Genomic DNA, 17,870 nt, shown 5'->3' on the forward strand with positions numbered 1-17,870 from the left:
TGTTGCTGGATGAATGCTTCGGGGAAATGATTACAGCTAAAAGCTGCGACCGCTTTATATTTGCGATGATACAATGCTATGGCATGAAAGATTCCTTCCACAATAAATATTTTATCACCCGCATTGATGGGCATATCTGGCGGTGACCAGACATCCCCTTTATAAATAGAACCGTCAGCTTTTCGTTTTCCTCCAAAATTTGCTTTTTGTCCGTCTTTCGTAGTTTTACCTATGAGCCTTTCCCAATATCTAGTGCGATTTTTATCCAGATAAAATCGCACAGTGCTACAGAATTTATTTGTGTCAGGAAACAGGTAGGCTTTCTGCTCATACCATCCTTTGATGATGGACAGATCAAAGCCTCGATCCTTGGTCAAAAAGGCATCAGCGGTTCTGTTTGGATTTTGGTCTGTTGCAGGATATCTTTTTGAAAAACAGCCAAAAAGATCAGGATAAATGTTTTTGACACTTTCTTCGAATCCGCAATGGTGGAGCCTGTTGCATTTCAACTGCCACGGCTTTTCTTTTGAGATGAACAGCTCTTTCTTACCACATTGAGGACAAATTCCTTTAATCAAATTGGCTGCGCTTTCTTGAAAGGCAAATTGCTCATCATTACACAGTCTATGGACTATTTTAGATGTGTTCGTTTCTTTATTCATTTAAGTCTCTTACCCCTGCAACCAGCTTTCTAGCCATGTGATAAGATCGCCCCGAAGGTATGCGACCCGTCTTCCACTTTTAATACTTTTTGGGCCACGTCCCTGAGAATCAAGGTTCGCAAGATACCCGCTAGAAATGAGGCCACCAAGGTAAAGCTGAACATCCTTGCGGGCAATGATAGGGGGAAGGGTTTGGTGCAGAATTTTGAGATCTGCACCGGAAGAGTCATTGGATCGTTTATTAGGCATGTGTGATAACCTCCGTACACGTGTTAAGATGTATGAAGATTAACAACTGATTATCGGCTATGCACAAAAGTGGAATGGTTTATTTCATAGCGTTATTCGCCACTAATTAACGCTATTCTCTCTAGTGGAATTATTTGGAAGATTCTTTTTGTACCTCGATAAGTATTTTTCAAATGTCTTGTACACTATTCTATTAGCCTCTTCATGATCCAAATATGCTATCCATTGTTTCGGAGTCATAGGTAGGGTGGAGTAAAAGAGCTTATCTTCGTGGAGGACGACTTGAAATTCGTCAAAACAGATCGGCTTTTCGGGAGCAGATTGAGTTTTGATCATATTCCAGAAGTTGCGAGCAGAAATCTTTTCACCTGATTTAAGATGATCACAAAGAAGAGCAAACCACTCTATGTTTTCTTCAACAGCTTTTTTAGAAGCAACTTCCTCAGTACTGAATTCTTCTCGTGGATAAGTCTCAAAAGCCCAATCATAAAAATTACAGACAACTTCAGACAACTCATACAAGGACAATCTCGAAATCCTTTTGTCTTCATTGAGATCGTCCAGCAGATCATTTGAGATTGCTATAATTTTGAATAATTGCTGAATTGACTGATAAAAAGGAAACGTTTTAAGGATTGATGGAGCGGGCAAAACAATATGCCTTAAATCAATATTTGCAAAATTAGTATAAGCAACGATTGGGGAAGCCTTAAGCATCTGCTCGACAATCATCACAGGAAATAGAAAAAGGCTTCCGTGTGCTCTGTCTTCAAGCAAGGAGAGAGACCGTTTGAAACGCTGTTTATCACGTGAGAATGATCTTACGTGATTGAGCATATCTTCTGCATATATGGTTAGGTGAGTTGGTCTTTTGTGCCAATTGCGTTCTAATTCAAAAGTCATGTTAATTACCTTAATTTAGATTTTATCTACACGAATGCTATGGCATTCAGCTGTAGTGCAAAATTTGGAAAAACAAAAAGAAATAAGTGGTAGAAAAGTGGTTGAAGGAATATTTAACCAAACTATCAATTTTGAATCATCATAGGATAAAGTAAAAGGTTATATTGATATTAATTATTACAAACTAAACAAATAGTTTCTCAGCCTTGGCACAAGACTCAACATATGGAAGCTTAAATATCATTCTTGAAAGTTTCTCATTCTGTGAACTGTTATAAACAAACCGCTGAGCATACTTAGCGGTTTCCCTATTAAAATATTTTGTCTGATTTTTATTTAAATAACAAACATTAAGATGTTCCGTTATTCGTTGATTTTCCACATTATTTACAGAAAGAGATTGCGGAGAAATCGCTAACGCTAAATCTTTCCTAAGTGGCATATAAATAGAAGCAAAAGGATCGGCAGGACCAACAACAGAGATTTCTGGAGTCGCAGAAATAAACCGAGCAGGGTTATCTGAAACTACATAGTTAAAATCAGCATGTGGAACATACAAAAACCATCTTTTACAAAGCAATGACTCGATTATCATTGGAGCTATTTCCCCCATTGATGGCAAAGAAAAAAAGTCTTCTATCTTAACATTAAGCCCTCCGCTTCCATTAATCTTTTCTGCAACTTCCGGAGAGGGATGTGGGATTTCGCCACTATCTAGTAAGATCGAAATTGCTCTAACAACAGAATCTCTAGCCATTCCGTGAACATTATCGCGAAACATTGGAACTCGAACAAGTTGAAAACTGATATACTCAGCCAACGACATTAATTCAGAATGGCTTACTTTGATCTTTTCACCATCTTTTTTCGGCCCCAACGTCCTCAAAACTCTTATAAAAGGATCTTCAATAAGGTTAAATGCATTTTCAAGTAGCTCATGATCAATTTCATCTTCACTGACTGGAACCGCATAGTAGTGATGACTACAACATATTAACCTAACAGATTTTATCCTATTAGAAAGCACTTTCTCCTTCTTGTCATATTCCCACAACTCAGAGGGATTTGACTTAGAACAAAAACCCTTCAAGTACGCCTGTTGAACATAATGGTGCTTGTCTTTTGCACACACACCCACCTCCTCTCTTTATCTTCTGAAAACCACAAAAATTATTAAAACTCTCAGCGAGTTAATACTTAAGTTGAAAAACACCGACATTTCAAGTCACTATGTTTACGGTAATTCAAAATATGTAAAAACAAAATGGTGGAAAAGTGGTGTACAAAAATACAACGCACAAAAAAAGGGTTTACAGTTTTACCCGTAAACCCTTGAAATATATGGTGGAGCTGGAGGGAATCGAACCCACGGCCTATTGAATGCCATTCAATCGCTCTCCCAACTGAGCTACAGCCCCACGCTGTGGAGAATTAACTACAGAGTACTCGGTAAACTGTCAATACAATATGACACTTATTTTCGACTTTGTTCTGATATTCCCACCCCAAACGAATTCTATTCGCATTTAGATTCATCTGTTGATTCGTCAGCGGACTTAGACTATCTTAGCAAAGCTCTTACAGGAGCCTAAATCTCTATTTTTCACGAGGTATCATGCTGGATATTGGATTAAAGATCTTGGCAAAAATCGCATGGGTCGGTGTTGTATTCATCGGCATTACTGTTATCAGCTTCTGGGTCATTCATCTTGCTCCCGGCTCACCTACTGATATGCAAACAACCATGAACCCTACTGCCACAATAGAAACACGCCACAAGCTTGAAAAACTTTACGGGCTGGATAAACCTTTGCATGTTCAATACGGCAAATGGGTTTCCCGCATGGTCCGCTTCGATTTCGGTCGCTCCATGTCCGGCGATAGCCGCCCTGTATGGGAGCGCATTAAAGAGCGTTTACCACTGACTTTCGGCATGAACATAGCGTCGCTGTTTCTAACTCTACTCATCGCTATACCTATAGGTATGTACTCGGCATGGAAACAGGACGGCTGGTTCGATAGGGGGATGACGGTCTTTGTGTTCATTGGATTTGCAGTTCCGGGCTTCTGGCTTGCGCTTCTGCTCATGCTCTGGCTGGGCATATACTACCCTGTTTTCCCCATATCTGGTCTTACTTCGCTGGATTATGCCCTACTATCACCCATGGGTAAATTTCTCGATATAGCTCACCATCTCGCGCTCCCCATATTCATTTATACATTCGGAAGTCTGGCGGGAATGTCGCGTTTTATGCGCTCATCCATGCTGGAAGTTCTGCGACAGGATTACATCGTCACTGCAAAAGCTAAAGGACTTCCCATGCACAAGGTGCTGTTTAAACACGCCTTTCGCAATGGCCTTTTGCCCGTCATTACTCTGCTGGGTCTTTCTATTCCCGGCCTTATCGGCGGCAGTGTTATCATTGAATCAATTTTCGCTCTCCCCGGACTAGGGCAGCTTTTTTATAATGCGGTCATGTCTCGCGACTATTCATTAATAATGGGAAGTCTTGTTCTTGGCGCACTGCTGACCTTGGCTGGCAACTTGCTGGCTGATGTTGCATATGGCTTTGCCGATCCCCGCATTCGGGCCGGAGGTAAGGACTGATGCGTAATAAAAAACCACTGACACCCCCTACTCGTTTTCAAAGGTACGGATTGCTGATTATGGGCCTTACTCTTGTAGGAACGATTTCTATAGCGGCAATTTTTGCGCCACTTCTAACTCCTTACGATCCATTTGCTTTGAATGTGGATAATCTTTTACAGGCTCCGAACTCGACTCATCTGTTCGGCACAGATGCTTTAGGGCGTGATGTTTTTTCACGTATTCTCTATGGCGGACGAGTTTCGCTATGGGTCGGATTTGTGGCAGTTGGAATTTCAACAGCAATAGGCCTTGTGTTAGGTCTGACCGCAGGGTACTTCGGAGGTCTCGTTGATGAAATCATCATGCGCGGCGTTGACGTGATGCTCTGCTTCCCTTCATTTTTCCTAATTCTGGCAGTTATTGCGTTCCTTGAACCGGGTCTTATGAACATTATGATCGTGATCGGATTCACTTCATGGATGGGCGTAGCTAGGCTAGTTCGCGCGGAGACGTTATCACTTCGAAAGCGTGATTTTGTGCAAGCTTCGAAGCTTGCCGGAGCGGGACCGATCCGCATCATGGCTACACATATTCTGCCCAATGCGATTACACCTGTGCTTGTTTCGGCAACACTTGGCGTAGCGGGCGCAATACTTGTAGAATCATCGCTCAGCTTTCTAGGGCTCGGAGTTCAACCGCCTGATCCGTCTTGGGGCAATCTGCTTATGGACGGAAAAGAGGTGCTCGAAATTGCTCCATGGCTATCAATTTTCCCAGGAATGGCAATACTGCTTACAGTTCTCGGCTACAATCTACTTGGTGAAGCTTTGCGTGACATTCTTGATCCCCGACTCAAACAGTAAACAGGATACTAAATGCTGGAACTGCTTAGAATACGTGACCTTGCTCTAATCGAAGACGCTGAAATAGAATTCGCACCGGGAATGAACACTCTGACGGGTGAAACCGGTGCGGGTAAATCTTTCATTTTGCGCGCCATAGATTTCTTAACGGGTCAGCGCATGGCTCCCGACATGGTCCGTCCCGGGAAAGAGCAGGCTCTTGTTGAAGCTATATTTGTCCATCCAGACGGGCATGAATCTATCGTACGCAGGGTTCTTTCCGCTGAAACGGGCCGCAGCAGAGTTTATGTAAACGACAAGCTCAGCTCACAGGGAATCATCCGAGATTTAGGCGCAACCATGATCCTGCATACCAGTCAGCACGCTCAGCAAAAACTAATGCAACCCGCCTATCAATGTGCTGTGCTCGATACTTTTCTTAAAGATAAATCCCTGCCGCGAGTAAAAGACTCCATTTTGACTTCATTGCGGGAACTTTTAGCTAAAAAAGAAGATCTCAAGAACAAATCCGCTACGTTACTTGAAAAAAAAGATTTCCTCGAATTTCAACGTGCGGCAATAGATAAAGTAGCTCCTTACCCCGGTGAGGAAGACGAGCTTCTCAAAAAGAAAAACGCGCTCCGCAAGCAGGATGATGCAGGAAAATGCATCGAGAATGCTATGGATATTATGCGCGGAAAAGCCGATTTAGTAGGAGGTCTTGCGGACCTGTCTGCTGAAATGGAACGAGTCTGTGAGCTTTTCCCAGATTATGAAAAAGACAGGGAATCCGTAGTCGAGTTCAAACATTTCCTTGATGAACTGGCCGGAAGGTTGCGCGCTCAGCCAATGGACTTCGAGGTCGAAGATTCTATTGACGATATCGAAAGTAGGCTTTTTGATCTTTCGAAACTTAAGCGCAAACTGGGCCGTACGCTTGATCAAATCGTCGATATGCAGAAAGAAATCGAGGACAATCTGAACTTTCTTGATTCCTGCGCAATTGAAATAGCTCAGCTTGAACGTAAAGAAAAAGAGCTTGTAGAAAAGCTCACCACTGCTCTTGAAGCTCTTTATGAAGCGAGAAAGGTCGCGGATAAGAAGCTTACTTCGCGCATTGAATCCGAGCTAAAACAACTTGGATTCTCAGACCATGTACGAGTAGAATTTGAATTTCAACCACATGAGCTTTATCCGGGCCTAAATGAGATGCGCGGCAGGCTAATGTGGATTCCAAACCCTGGCCAGTCCGCACAGCCGCTCGATAAAATTGCGTCCGGCGGAGAGCTTTCCCGCTTCCTGCTGGCCATTGCAGGCCTTCAAGGTGAAGCAGACAAACCTAGTCTCATATTCGATGAAATTGATTCTGGCATTGGCGGAGCCACACTGAACCGAGTTGGCGAAAAGATGCAGGAACTGGCAGATCGTCAACAATTGATTGTCATCACTCATTGGCCTCAGCTTGCGAAACTCGCGGACAGGCACTTTCTGATTCATAAAGGTGTGGTTAACAAAGAAACTTTCACCACTTGCCGTCAGCTTGATGCGCCAGAAGTTGAAGCTGAACTTTCACGAATGGAAGGCAAGGAATAAGCCTTTTAAGCCTCAATTTTAGCCTATTAAGTAACATGTTCAATGTTTTTCACGCTTTTCTTAAAAAAAGTATTGACGACAAAGCAAAGCAGGAATAATTTGGTTTCTCGTTCTTTGAATTACAAATAAACAACTCATGAAGAGGATGCGAGGGATCTGGCCCGTCGACCATCCGGCAACCTGCTATTTTATAGCAAGGTGCCAAACCTCCCGTTCGGGACCATGAGTGAAGATTCAACACAGATTTTTCAAAAAGCACTTCCAGACATGGAGGTGCTTTTTTTGTTTCTGATACTTTTAGAACAACCTAAGTCACTGCCCGCAGTGATGAATAAAGTGGGAAGATTTATGATAATTGCGCGCCCACTAAAAAAACAGATGCCGCTAAAATGCCCACGCTGACAGGAATAACTACTCCAGGGCATTCAAGGGAGTAGGACGCAAACACGGAGATTTTTAACATGACAAACATTGTCAAAAAAGCATCATGCAACAGGCCTTCCGGAGTCATTAAGTTTTTATGTAAAGACAGTCATAGCGAGGTGCAGCCAAAGGATTATAGTGATCCGCTAGCCCTGCTCGGTGACATAAAAATATTAAAGCTTAATGAACAGCAAGAAGAAGAACTCCGCGAAATACTTAGCAAGGAAGTAGCCGAATGCGGTCCTTGCGAAATATGGAAAAATCGCACATTCCGCAAAAACTTGATTCTATCCTTCGGCAAGGTTGTATAACAACCTGTTTCACTTGCTTTGCCGTATATATTTTTTCGATAAATAAGTTTAAATTAGGCTCTTCTTGTTTGCGTTTATTCGCAGCCAAGAAGAGCTTTCTTATATTTTAGCAATAGCGCATTGCTTTTGCGAGCTGGTATGGTTAAAACCTGTACAACGTTTATTCACAGGGAGATCACATGACTTTAAAAAACATTTCTATATTTTTCATCCTTACTGCTGCTTTATTGATTTGCACAGCACCTTCCGCCATGGCTCAGGAAAAAAGTTTTACAATAATCAACCACACAAAAGGAACCATCCGAGTGTGGGGCAAAAGCAACGAATTTGAATTTGGTAGAGTCAAAGCTCGCACCTTGGCAGCATGTTCATGCAATGCTCTTTATAATAAGGATTGCTTTGATAAAAAAGGTGGTAAAGCTAAAATAAAATTAGCTCTTGAAGACAAAAACGGCATCGACATGTGGTCCGGAGATTCATGTATAAAACTCTACATCGCTCCGGGCACAAACATTGATGTGACCATGGCCCCAGATGGTCGTCACATCAAATGTGAATTCGTTTCAGACTTTGAAGTCAGAGAGCCGCTCCCTTCGTTCGAAGATGCCGACTCCAATAATGATGGTAAAATTGATGAAAAGGAAGCTGAGGCAATTCAACTCAAAGAAAAATTCGGCGACTTTGATAAAGACCTCAACAATGAACTGAATCCTAAAGAATTCGATGATGCGGCCAGCAAATTCAATATTTTCCGTGGCGTACCCTTCTAAAAAGGAAGATCTAAAATGAGTAATGACAATCCGATTCTCGAAGCTTTAGTAAACAGACGATCCATTCGTAAATATACTGACGAAGCTATTTCCCGCGAAGATATCACCAGCATACTCGAAGCTGGAAGATGGGCGCCGAGCGGCCTGAACAATCAGCCTTGGCGTTTTTTGGTAGTGCATAAAAATGACCACCGCGCAGCCCAAGTCGCAAAATGTACAAAATATTCAAAAATAGCGGACGCTGCGCAACTCCAGATATGTGTATTCCTTGAGCGCGAGAACATCTATAATGAGATGAAGGATCATCAAGCCATCGGGGCATGTCTCCAGAACATGATGCTTGCCGCTCATTCACTCGGCCTAGGTTCTGTATGGCTGGGAGAAATTCTCAATCAAGAAGCACAGGTTCTCGAAGTTTTAAATGTCCCGCTTGATAAATACGAACTGCAGGCTGTCATAGCTGTAGGTCACCCCGCCCAGAAAGGCGGATCCAGTCGAAAAGATCTTTCTGAAATAATGTTGGAGGACTACTAATGGATATTAAAGTTTTTGGCCTCGGGCCTCTGGAAACGAACTGCTACGTAATCGTAAACGACAATAAAGCTGTTGTGATTGATCCGGGCGGAGACCCTGCTCAGGTGCTCGAATTTTTGAAAAAAACAGGTGTTAAACTGGATCGCATTCTAAATACACACCTTCATTTTGATCATATACATGGCAACTCCGAACTTGCGACAGCAACTGGAACGACCATCTACGCATCAGATTTAGGACTCCCTGTGCTCGATACTCCCGTAGGCAATGGGAGTATGATTGGCGTACAGGTTCCCGCCTTCGAATCAGAAGACATCGCGACCGGTACAACGGAAATAATCGGCCTAGAATGCACTGTTTTAGCTACGCCCGGACACGCTCCCGGAAGTTTGACCTTCTATTTTCCGGCCCTTGAAACAGCTTTTGTCGGTGACCTTATTTTCCGCCGTTCCATTGGCAGAACAGACTTTCCCGGCGGCGATACCGCTCTGCTGCAAAGGTCCGTGCAGGAACAGATTTTCACTCTGCCGGGGAACACAGCTCTTCTCTCGGGCCATGGGCCGGCAACTTCTGTTAGCGAAGAAAAGATTCACAATCCATTTTTCAGCAATGTACAATTCTAGAGGTGTATAATGGACGATAATCCACGTATTGTTGATGCTCGCAATCAGTGTTGAGGAGTAGGACAGGAGGTAGGTTGGTATCTCCGTTTTGCCAAGACGCGGATTATTATAGCTCTTGTAGATAAAGGAACCGAACCACAGCTAAATCATTTATTAGCTATCCTTCCTGAGTGGTCGGTTGAGTTTCAAGAGGAAGAAAATCATGTGAAAGCGACTTTCACATGTACGCATCCACGCGGAAAAAGAATGGGCTAAACAGCCATTAAGCATAAAAGCAATAAAGTATGACACAACTTCCGGTAATATTTGCGTGCAGCCATCATAGAAAAGGTAACAGCGACTATGCTGCGTCCCTTTTCCTTGATGGAATTCGCAAGGCCGGAGGGGATGCAGAAATTGTTTATCTTGGCGATCTTGATTTCCACCACTGCATAGGTTGTTTGAAATGCCGCACGTCCAAAAACAATATCTGCATATTTGCTAAAAAAGATGAAGCGCAAGGGCTTTACCAAAAGATCATAAATGCGCCCTTCACCTTTTTTACCGCGCCCATATATTTCTACCACCTACCCTCACGGCTAAAGACCTTTATCGACCGTGGGCAATGGGGTTTCGAAGCTATGAATCAGCCCGAATCGCAAATAGCTAAACTTGAAGAAAGGATCTCATATGCATGCTTTGTTGCGGGCAGACCAAGGGGCGAGAAACTCTTTGAGGGCGCAGAGCTTACCTTGAAATTTTTCCTTAAATTTTTCAAAGTAACTCTCGAGTCGACCATTACATTCAGGGGAATTGACTCTCCGCATGATTTAAAAAATGATCCAGAAAAGTGCGATTTGTTGGTTCAAGCCGGAATTCAGGCATGGGAAAGGAGTCTTAATCCGTGAGTAGCAACGACAATTCAAATTTTAAAATATTGGTAGCTGAAGACTCTAAGCCAGTGCGCCTTGTTCTTAAAACATATCTAGCACAACTGGGCATTGAACCTGTTTTCGCAGAGAACGGCAAAGAAGCTCTAGAGAAGCTCGTAAGTACAGATTTCGATTTGGCATTAATGGATGTTCACATGCCGGAAATGAATGGGACCGAAGTAGTAGCCAAGGTCCGGGAACAAGGAATAACTCTGCCCATATTTGCCATGACTACTGGAGACAAGCCTGAGCTGCTCACCAAGTGTTTAGACTGCGGTTACAATAGTTTCTTGATCAAACCCATCGCAAAGACTGAGCTTGCTAAAATAATTTCAAGACTTCACAACTCTCAATAAATCATGATCTCCGGCCTACTCGCAAATTTTTCACCTTCTGCAGCATTTGATCTATTCCGCTCAATTTTCGCTGAAAAAAGATGCCCTGTCTGCCGCGCGCCTCATGCCGCAGCAAGCCTCATCTGTGAGGAGTGCTCAGGAGATATCCTTGAAAAAGCAGACAATTCCTGCATCTTGTGTGGCATAAATATATTCACTACTGAAAACAAGAAACGACTCTGCGCAGATTGTATAGAAGACAGCCCGCTCCATAAGAGGCTATACTATTACGGACCATATGACGGGTTGCTGCGCCGATTAATTCTAGACTGGAAATTCGGGAACAGCTTTGGATACGGGTCAGTTTTATCACAACTCGCAGTCGTTACAGCGCAGGAAATACCAAAAGAATCACACCCTGATATCATTATCCCTGTGCCGCTCCATCCCTCGAGACTGCGCAAGCGTGGGTTCAATCAGTCCATAGTTCTCGGAAAGAGCATTGCCAAAGCATTAGGGACAAAATTTTCTGACCGTGCACTGGTGAGAGTACGAAAAACTACTCCTCAAACGGAGCTCTCAAAAAATGAACGTGCTGAAAATATGGCAAAGGCTTTCATTGCCGACAGCTCAATAATTGCGGACAAAAAGATTCTGCTTATTGACGACGTGTACACAACGGGAGCAACATCCAGAGAGTGCACACGAACTCTTTACAAGGCCGGGGCACAAAGAATTGAAGTCCTAGTTCTGGCAAAGCCCTTGATTTAACTTATAGATATGGGGTAACTTCGCTCCTCTGTCTTTCACAAATTTTATTCATTCAGCAACAATTAATACGGAGACTCAGCTTTGTCCTTTAAACTCAACGAGTGGACCAGAATATCTCACGACAATACTCCTGTTTATATCCGAGCAGACTCTCCTGACTGGTTTGTCCCAACGCCTTCAGGTGACGCCTTGCTACAAAAGATTAAAAGCGACAACAATACATTCCTATCTATTACCGATGAACGCTTTTTGTTGCGGCTTCCTGACGAATCTACAGCGAACTATCCGGGACGAAATGATCTCCTACAGCTGAACAAACTACGTGAGCTATGGTTTCACCTGACCAATAATTGCAACATGAGTTGTAATCACTGCCTGTTCTGTTCCTCACCTGAGGATAAACAGGAACTTCCGACAGAAACAGTTCTAGAGCTGACTGGACAAGCTGAAAAACTTGGCTGTAAACTTTTTGCGCTAACAGGCGGAGAGCCGCTGACCCACCCCGGCGCGGGCAAAATTATCAGCAGAATGCTTGAAGCTGAATCCAACCATGTTGCGATTCTTACCAACGGCCTTAATGCTAAAAAGTTCTTTTCTAAAAACCGCTATGACTTTAACCGCTGTCATCTACAAATCAGTGTTGACGGTATCGAAGATACGCATGATGAAATAAGAGGACCCGGCGCATTTATCGCCCTCAATAAATCCCTTGAATGGCTGTCATCAGAGTCAATTCCATTTACCATATCCATGTGCGTTACTAAATCAAATGTAACAGAAATGAAGGACGTTGTGCAGTTCGCGGCGGACACAGGAGCATCAAACGTTCACTTTATGTGGTATTTTGTGCGTGGGAGAGGCGAGTCTGAGCGTCTTGTAGAGCCTAACGACATCTATTCCCATTTGCTTGACGCAATGGATGTCAGTGAGCGCACAGGAGTCACAATAGATAATATTGAAGCTATCAAAAGCATGATCTTTGCACCCTGCGGAACAATTCATGACGGATCAACGGCAGGATGGGAATCATTCGCGGTAGGTCCAGACAACTGCATATACCCCTCCCCCGCTACCATAGGCATTGCTGAGCTGGCGACACCGATTGAAACGAGCCTAGAAGCGAGCTGGAAAGACAGCGCTGTTCTAAGCAAGCTACGTGAGAGCAGCAGTAAAGATCTATCCACTCCATTTAAGTTGATACTAGGCGGAGGCGACACTGACCACAGCTGGATGCATGACGAGAATTTTACCGGCAGTGATCCATATTCCCCCCTGTATGAAAAAACCGCGCTTAAACTAATCACCGACAAGGCGGCTCAGAGTCAGACTCATGAATCACCTAAACTTCTATTAAAGATGGGTGACAAGCTTGATAAGTGTTCGGGACACGGCAAAGTAGCACTGACACATACGAACTGTCTTCTAGCGGTAGCAGGCAACGATAGCCTTGCAATAGTGAAAGACTTTTATACTGCGGCGGCAGATACAGCTAAAGAAGATATTTTGAATCCAGCATGCTACGCACCAGAACTAATGAATCATATTCCCGAAGAATTCAGATTCAGAGGATATGGCTGTGGATCGCCTGTAATGGACGCTGAAATAGAGAAAGGTGAACATGTAGTTGATCTTGGTAGCGGACGCGGAATTGAATGCTTTATTGCAGCTAAAATGGTTGGTAGTTCCGGCAGAGTTACAGGCATAGACATGCTTGACCCCATGCTTGCCCACTCGCGAAAGGGGCAAGAGCAAGTCGCACGAAGCCTTGGCTACGACAATATGGATTTCCGTAAAGGATATCTAGAGTCTCTGCCACTTGAAGATAACTGCGCTAACCTGCTACTTTCAAACTGCGTGCTCAACTTATCGTCTGATAAGCGCAAAACATTTTCAGAAATGATCAGAATTCTCGCCCCGGGCGGCAGACTAACCATCTCAGATGTCGTCTGCGAAACTGAACCCGGACCTGATATTCGAAATGATGACACTCTACATGGAGAGTGCATAGCCGGAGCACAAACTATTAAAAATCTTGTCGGGCTGTTAGAAGAAGCTGGTTTTGAATCTATTTCCATGATCAAAAGATTCCCCTACAGAATTGTGGGCGATCATGATTTTTACTCACTGACATTTTCTGCGTATAAACCGACCAGCGAGAAAATGACCAAAATAATGTTCAGAGGGCCTTTCGCAACTGCCCAGACAGCACAGGGCGAACTGCTTGTACCGGGAAGCATCACTGAAGTTCCTGCAAAGGAAGCAGCTAGCCTTGGAGAGCAGGTATTTGTACTGAACAATGACGGACTCATATCCAATATGATGGTCGGCAGCTCATGTTGTTGTCCTACGCCTGACGATTTCGACAAGCCCGGCAAGCCGCAACTTGAAAAGTTATCACTCTCTGCGATGGAACTCCCTTCTCCTGCGAAATCAACCCCTAAAAACAAATCAGGGTGTATGGTCTGCGGTACTGAGCTGGATTATTTTTCGGAATATAAAGAATTAACCTGTGAATACTGCGGTGAAACGGGGGAAGCCAACGCTCACTGTAAAAACAACCATTTCGTGTGTGACAATTGCCACAGGGAAGACAGCGTGGGAATTCTACCCCGTTTACTCATAAGCAGCACTGAAACGGACATGATAGCACTTCTAAAAAAAATTAGAAGTCATCCTTCAATTCCTGTCCACGGGCCGGAACACCATGCCATTGTCCCCGGCATAATTACAACAGTGTATCGCAATAGCGGCGGAGCTATCGAGGACAAGGTAATTGAGACTGCGATTGCACGCGGATCTAAAATTTCTGGAGGATTTTGCGGCTTCATGGGTGCTTGCGGGGCTGCAATTGGCGTTGGAGTGGCCATAAGTGCAATTAATGAAGCCACTCCGATAACAGGTCAATCCAGATCGTCCGCACAGCGCGGAACCCTTGCGGCTCTTGAGCTAATCGCAAATATTCAGGCTGCAAGATGTTGCCAGAGAGACTCATGGTTGGCACTAAAATCGGCCGCACAGATATCAGATGAAATTCTTGGCTTGCGTATTCTGGCAGACGAGCATATGGTGTGCTCCCAAATGACCACAAATCTGGAGTGCATGGGCAAAAGCTGCCCTGTAATCCGCAACAATAAAGGGAAGACAATCCGCACTGGCTCGGAATAAGATTTAGGTGGAAGTTCTGTTGAATTAAATTAAAACAGAGCTTGACTTTTATACCGACTTACGGATACCTTCCCCTCTCTTACGTGACGGAGGTAAGTTACAAAATGTATGCAATAATAGAGACTGGCGGCAAGCAGATCCGCGTTGAAGAAGGCCTCGAACTCAACATCCAGAAAATGGACGTTGAAACAGGCACTAAAGTTGATCTTGATAAAATTCTTCTCATCGGCCAGGGCGAAGATATCAAAATCGGCGCACCTTATGTTGATGGCGCAAAAGTAGCCTGTACGATTCTTGAGCACGGACGTGATAAAAAAATCATCGTTTTCAAGAAAAGACGCAGGAAAGACTCACAGACTAAGCAGGGTCATCGTCAGGATTTCACAAGAATCAAAATCGACGCCATCCAGGCTTAGGTTGACGACAATTCCTCTTAAGGAGACTTAAAATGGCACATAAAAAAGCAGGCGGAAGTACCAGGAATGGTCGCGATAGTAATGCTAAACGCCGCGGCGTGAAGCGTTATGGTGGGCAGGAAGTTCTTGCTGGTAGCATTCTGGTTCGTCAGGTTGGAACTAAAATCCACCCCGGCACGAATGTTGGCACAGGTAGAGACTGGACATTGTTTGCACTGGTTGACGGCGTTGTGAAATACGAAAAGTATATCCGCAACAACCGTAGTAAAACCAGAGTTTCCATAGTTCCTCACGAAGCCTAGTAATTTCAGGCCGAAAGTTTTTCGGGCAGGGGTCGCACTAATAATGCGTTCCCTGCCTTTTGTCGTCTATAATCCATAATGGATTTCCCTTATTCCGCTGCGATAAGCCGCTAAAATGCTTCACTGTTTATTTCAGTAAGCATTCGAAAGGTTAACTTGCAGCTTTGTCTATTTAAATCCGAGAATATTACTGGCTGAGATAAGGCTAGCCCCTTCTCCGGTCATTTTAAGGAAGGATTTTTAAATGAAGTTTATTGATGAAGCTAGAATTACAGTGGGATCAGGAAAAGGCGGCAATGGTTGTGTTGCTTTCAGACGAGAAAGTAACATGCCGAAAGGCGGACCCAGCGGCGGAGATGGCGGCAAAGGCGGAGACTTAATTCTTCGCGGAAGCTCGCAGCTCCTTACACTTTACGATTTCAGACTCAAAAGAGTTTATGAAGCTAGAAGTGGTGAGCAGGGAATGGGCCGTGATAAATACGGTAAAGCTGCAGAAGATCTAATTCTTGATCTACCTATGGGAACAATGATTTTCGAAGTAGATAGAGAAGACGAATCTGAAAAACTCATTGCTGACCTTACTAAAGAAGGCAAAAAAGTTGTCGTCTGTAAGGGCGGTGACGGCGGACGTGGAAACATCCACTTCAAATCCTCTGTCAACCAAGCTCCGCGTCAGGCTGAAGACGGCTTCCCCGGCGAAGAAAAACGCATTCGCCTACAGCTCAAGATTATTGCAGACGTAGGCTTGCTTGGGCTTCCGAACGCAGGAAAATCAACTTTCATTTCCAAAATTTCTGCTGCAAAGCCAAAAATTGCAGCATACCCATTCACCACTCTTGTTCCGAATCTAGGTGTTATCGAAGACTATGAAGGGAACAAGATGGTCATTGCTGATATCCCCGGATTGATTGAAGGGGCAAGCACAGGCATGGGTCTCGGCCACAGATATTTGAAACATGTTGAGCGTACAAGGTTTCTTGTACATATTCTAAGCGCATCTGATCTCAGCTTAGATGATCCATTTTCCGGATTTGATCTACTCGATGAAGAGTTGCGCATTTATGACGATGAGCTTGCAGCTAAAACACAGATACGAGTCATCAACAAAATTGATTTGCTTTCCGAAGAAGACCTTGCAGCTTTAAAAGAAAAAGCTAAAGAGGCTAATGATAACATCTATTTCATGTCTGCACTTCACGAAGACGGAGTTGAAGAACTCCTCAGTGACATGTGGACTCGATTCAGTAAAATGAATCAAGAGGAAGCTGATGAGCAAAGCAGGAAAACTGAAGAACAGGCTTAAAACTCTTCGCGAAGCAAAGCGAATTGTTGTAAAAATAGGCAGTGCTGTTCTGACAACATCAGAAGGCATTAACCTCGGGCTGATTTGCAGACTTGCGGACCAGCTTGCGACACTCCACGAACGTGGGGTAGATATTGTTTTAGTCTCATCCGGCGCAGTTGCCGCCGGACGTGAAACTATTCCTGCGGGCCATAAGCTGAATGATCTTCCTGCAAGGCAGGCGGCATCATCTATTGGTCAGAGCCGCCTTATGCATGAGTATGATGAAACATTCCGTAGATTCGGACTCGTTTCATCACAAATTCTGCTTACTCGTGATGACCTCAAACATCGCGACAGATTTCTGAATGTCCGCAACACTCTTTCACGCCTTCTTGAGTGGAGAGTAATCCCAATCATTAATGAAAACGACACCGTCGCAGTTCAGGAACTTGAATTCGGAGATAATGACACTCTGGCAAGTTTAATCCTAAATGTCGTGGAAGCTGATCTTTTCATTAACCTCACATCAGCTGACGGGGTTTTTGATAAAAATCCTGACAAAAATGATGATGCTAAACATCTTTCCCACATCGCTAATATCGGAGCCCTTGACCTTGATACCATGTGCGACGGCAAGACTGCTGTCGGCTCCGGAGGTATGTTCTCTAAAATGAGGGCAGCTCACAGAGCAGCACAACTCGGCGTTCCGACCCTGATACTAGCAGGTAAAGAACGCATGATCATTGAGCGTGTATTTAACGGTGAAGAGTGCGGAACATGGATTGTTCCTGACGAAAAGAGTGTATCCCGCCGCAAATTCTGGCTGGCTTACCACTGCGACCCTGCCGGAGATTTAGTCATTGATAAAGGAGCTGAAAAAGCTCTTATGGCAGGCGGGAAAAGTCTACTTCCAGCTGGTATTTCTTCCGTAGCCGGCACTTTCAAAGCTGGTGAATTAGTCAGAGTCGTTGACGCGGACGAAAAACCGATTGCAGTTGGACTATCATGCTACAGTTCTGAAGATATGGCCAAAATACTCGGACACAAGTCTGATGAGATAGAATCAATTCTAGGCAAATGTCCTTTCCCAGAAGCTATTCACAGGGATAATCTGCTTTTAGACGCAGCTCTTTAGATTCTTCGGGCTTCAAGCCCCTCTAAATAGTCCCTACGATCACCAAAGTA

18 protein-coding genes, 1 tRNA gene, 1 pseudogene and 1 riboswitch are annotated in these 17,870 nt (G+C 44.1%); of the genes and pseudogenes, 15 read left to right on the forward strand and 5 right to left on the reverse strand.

All coding sequences use genetic code 11. The annotated features are described in order from the left end of the window. The 5 genes and pseudogenes from BR06_RS0104310 to BR06_RS0104330 all read right to left on the reverse strand — a co-directional run. A pseudogene (locus BR06_RS0104310) lies at window positions 1–662 on the reverse strand (hypothetical protein); the annotation flags it as partial. Between the two features lie 9 nt (window positions 663–671). Next, window positions 672–911, reverse strand: a complete 240-nt coding sequence (locus BR06_RS0104315; RefSeq protein ID WP_031480498.1) for a helix-turn-helix transcriptional regulator — start codon at window positions 909–911, stop codon at window positions 672–674. Between the two features lie 102 nt (window positions 912–1,013). After that, on the reverse strand, window positions 1,014–1,814 hold the full coding sequence (locus BR06_RS0104320; RefSeq protein ID WP_031480500.1) for a hypothetical protein: 801 nt from the start codon (window positions 1,812–1,814) through the stop codon (window positions 1,014–1,016). 184 nt (window positions 1,815–1,998) lie between these two features. Beyond that, on the reverse strand, window positions 1,999–2,946 hold the full coding sequence (locus BR06_RS0104325; RefSeq protein ID WP_031480502.1) for a DUF4238 domain-containing protein: 948 nt from the start codon (window positions 2,944–2,946) through the stop codon (window positions 1,999–2,001). 210 nt (window positions 2,947–3,156) lie between these two features. Then, a tRNA-Ala gene (locus tag BR06_RS0104330) sits at window positions 3,157–3,232 on the reverse strand. A gap of 197 nt (window positions 3,233–3,429) precedes the next feature. Here BR06_RS0104330 and BR06_RS0104335 point away from each other — a divergent pair. The 15 genes from BR06_RS0104335 (at window position 3,430) to proB (ending at window position 17,820) form a co-directional block, all read left to right on the forward strand. Then, window positions 3,430–4,422, forward strand: coding sequence for an ABC transporter permease (locus tag BR06_RS0104335; protein WP_031480504.1), 993 nt, complete (start codon window positions 3,430–3,432; stop codon window positions 4,420–4,422). Continuing rightward, window positions 4,422–5,267, forward strand: a complete 846-nt coding sequence (locus tag BR06_RS0104340) for an ABC transporter permease (protein ID WP_031480506.1) — start codon at window positions 4,422–4,424, stop codon at window positions 5,265–5,267. Before BR06_RS0104335 ends, BR06_RS0104340 begins: the two co-directional genes overlap by 1 nt. 12 nt (window positions 5,268–5,279) lie before the next feature. Beyond that, the gene (locus BR06_RS0104345; protein WP_031480507.1) at window positions 5,280–6,839 is read left to right on the forward strand and encodes a DNA repair protein RecN; all 1,560 of its coding nucleotides are present in this window, start codon (window positions 5,280–5,282) and stop codon (window positions 6,837–6,839) included. A gap of 131 nt (window positions 6,840–6,970) precedes the next feature. Beyond that, a riboswitch (SAM riboswitch) is annotated at window positions 6,971–7,068 on the forward strand. Between the two features lie 232 nt (window positions 7,069–7,300). Continuing rightward, window positions 7,301–7,573: a hypothetical protein gene (locus tag BR06_RS0104355; protein WP_031480509.1), complete on the forward strand. Its 273-nt coding sequence runs from the start codon at window positions 7,301–7,303 to the stop codon at window positions 7,571–7,573. A gap of 179 nt (window positions 7,574–7,752) precedes the next feature. Then, window positions 7,753–8,343, forward strand: a complete 591-nt coding sequence (locus BR06_RS0104360) for a hypothetical protein (RefSeq protein WP_031480510.1) — start codon at window positions 7,753–7,755, stop codon at window positions 8,341–8,343. Between the two features lie 15 nt (window positions 8,344–8,358). Then, a complete protein-coding gene (locus BR06_RS0104365; RefSeq protein WP_031480511.1) occupies window positions 8,359–8,877 on the forward strand; it encodes a nitroreductase family protein in 519 nt (172 codons plus the stop codon). Next, window positions 8,877–9,500, forward strand: coding sequence for an MBL fold metallo-hydrolase (locus BR06_RS0104370; RefSeq protein WP_031480513.1), 624 nt, complete (start codon window positions 8,877–8,879; stop codon window positions 9,498–9,500). Before BR06_RS0104365 ends, BR06_RS0104370 begins: the two co-directional genes overlap by 1 nt. 284 nt (window positions 9,501–9,784) lie before the next feature. Then, window positions 9,785–10,387, forward strand: coding sequence for a flavodoxin family protein (locus BR06_RS0104375; RefSeq protein ID WP_031480515.1), 603 nt, complete (start codon window positions 9,785–9,787; stop codon window positions 10,385–10,387). Then, entirely contained in the window at window positions 10,384–10,767 is a 384-nt protein-coding gene (locus BR06_RS0104380) for a response regulator (RefSeq protein ID WP_031480517.1), read from the forward strand. Before BR06_RS0104375 ends, BR06_RS0104380 begins: the two co-directional genes overlap by 4 nt. A gap of 3 nt (window positions 10,768–10,770) precedes the next feature. Next, window positions 10,771–11,517, forward strand: coding sequence for a ComF family protein (locus BR06_RS0104385; protein WP_031480519.1), 747 nt, complete (start codon window positions 10,771–10,773; stop codon window positions 11,515–11,517). A gap of 81 nt (window positions 11,518–11,598) precedes the next feature. After that, a complete protein-coding gene (locus tag BR06_RS0104390; RefSeq protein ID WP_031480521.1) occupies window positions 11,599–14,682 on the forward strand; it encodes a DUF5714 domain-containing protein in 3,084 nt (1,027 codons plus the stop codon). A 104-nt stretch (window positions 14,683–14,786) separates the two neighbouring features. Beyond that, window positions 14,787–15,098: a 50S ribosomal protein L21 gene (gene rplU / locus BR06_RS0104395; protein WP_031480523.1), complete on the forward strand. Its 312-nt coding sequence runs from the start codon at window positions 14,787–14,789 to the stop codon at window positions 15,096–15,098. Between the two features lie 32 nt (window positions 15,099–15,130). Next, complete coding sequence (gene rpmA, locus BR06_RS0104400) at window positions 15,131–15,400, forward strand: 50S ribosomal protein L27 (RefSeq protein ID WP_031480525.1); 270 nt, start codon at window positions 15,131–15,133, stop codon at window positions 15,398–15,400. 244 nt (window positions 15,401–15,644) lie between these two features. Beyond that, entirely contained in the window at window positions 15,645–16,703 is a 1,059-nt protein-coding gene (gene obgE, locus BR06_RS0104405; protein WP_034602855.1) for a GTPase ObgE, read from the forward strand. After that, window positions 16,669–17,820 carry a glutamate 5-kinase gene (gene proB / locus BR06_RS0104410; RefSeq protein WP_031480529.1) on the forward strand — a complete coding sequence of 384 codons (1,152 nt, stop codon included), beginning with the start codon at window positions 16,669–16,671 and terminating at the stop codon, window positions 17,818–17,820. Before obgE ends, proB begins: the two co-directional genes overlap by 35 nt. The last annotated feature ends 50 nt before the right edge of the window (window positions 17,821–17,870 follow it).

The organism is Maridesulfovibrio frigidus DSM 17176, assembly GCF_000711735.1.
Taxonomy (GTDB): domain Bacteria; phylum Desulfobacterota; class Desulfovibrionia; order Desulfovibrionales; family Desulfovibrionaceae; genus Maridesulfovibrio; species Maridesulfovibrio frigidus.

Bases quoted from the DNA above. Each gene is read 5' to 3' on its own strand.
- BR06_RS0104375 (WP_031480515.1), top strand. From the start codon at position 9,785: ATGACACAACTTCCGGTAATATTTGCGTGCAGCCATCATAGAAAAGGT.
- BR06_RS0104360 (WP_031480510.1), top strand. From the start codon at position 7,753: ATGACTTTAAAAAACATTTCTATATTTTTCATCCTTACTGCTGCTTTA.
- BR06_RS0104370 (WP_031480513.1), top strand. From the start codon at position 8,877: ATGGATATTAAAGTTTTTGGCCTCGGGCCTCTGGAAACGAACTGCTAC.
- BR06_RS0104320 (WP_031480500.1), bottom strand. From the start codon at position 1,814: ATGACTTTTGAATTAGAACGCAATTGGCACAAAAGACCAACTCACCTA.
- BR06_RS0104385 (WP_031480519.1), top strand. From the start codon at position 10,771: ATGATCTCCGGCCTACTCGCAAATTTTTCACCTTCTGCAGCATTTGAT.
- proB (WP_031480529.1), top strand. From the start codon at position 16,669: ATGAGCAAAGCAGGAAAACTGAAGAACAGGCTTAAAACTCTTCGCGAA.
- rpmA (WP_031480525.1), top strand. From the start codon at position 15,131: ATGGCACATAAAAAAGCAGGCGGAAGTACCAGGAATGGTCGCGATAGT.
- BR06_RS0104345 (WP_031480507.1), top strand. From the start codon at position 5,280: ATGCTGGAACTGCTTAGAATACGTGACCTTGCTCTAATCGAAGACGCT.
- BR06_RS0104365 (WP_031480511.1), top strand. From the start codon at position 8,359: ATGAGTAATGACAATCCGATTCTCGAAGCTTTAGTAAACAGACGATCC.
- BR06_RS0104315 (WP_031480498.1), bottom strand. From the start codon at position 911: ATGCCTAATAAACGATCCAATGACTCTTCCGGTGCAGATCTCAAAATT.
- BR06_RS0104355 (WP_031480509.1), top strand. From the start codon at position 7,301: ATGACAAACATTGTCAAAAAAGCATCATGCAACAGGCCTTCCGGAGTC.
- BR06_RS0104340 (WP_031480506.1), top strand. From the start codon at position 4,422: ATGCGTAATAAAAAACCACTGACACCCCCTACTCGTTTTCAAAGGTAC.
- rplU (WP_031480523.1), top strand. From the start codon at position 14,787: ATGTATGCAATAATAGAGACTGGCGGCAAGCAGATCCGCGTTGAAGAA.
- BR06_RS0104335 (WP_031480504.1), top strand. From the start codon at position 3,430: ATGCTGGATATTGGATTAAAGATCTTGGCAAAAATCGCATGGGTCGGT.
- obgE (WP_034602855.1), top strand. From the start codon at position 15,645: ATGAAGTTTATTGATGAAGCTAGAATTACAGTGGGATCAGGAAAAGGC.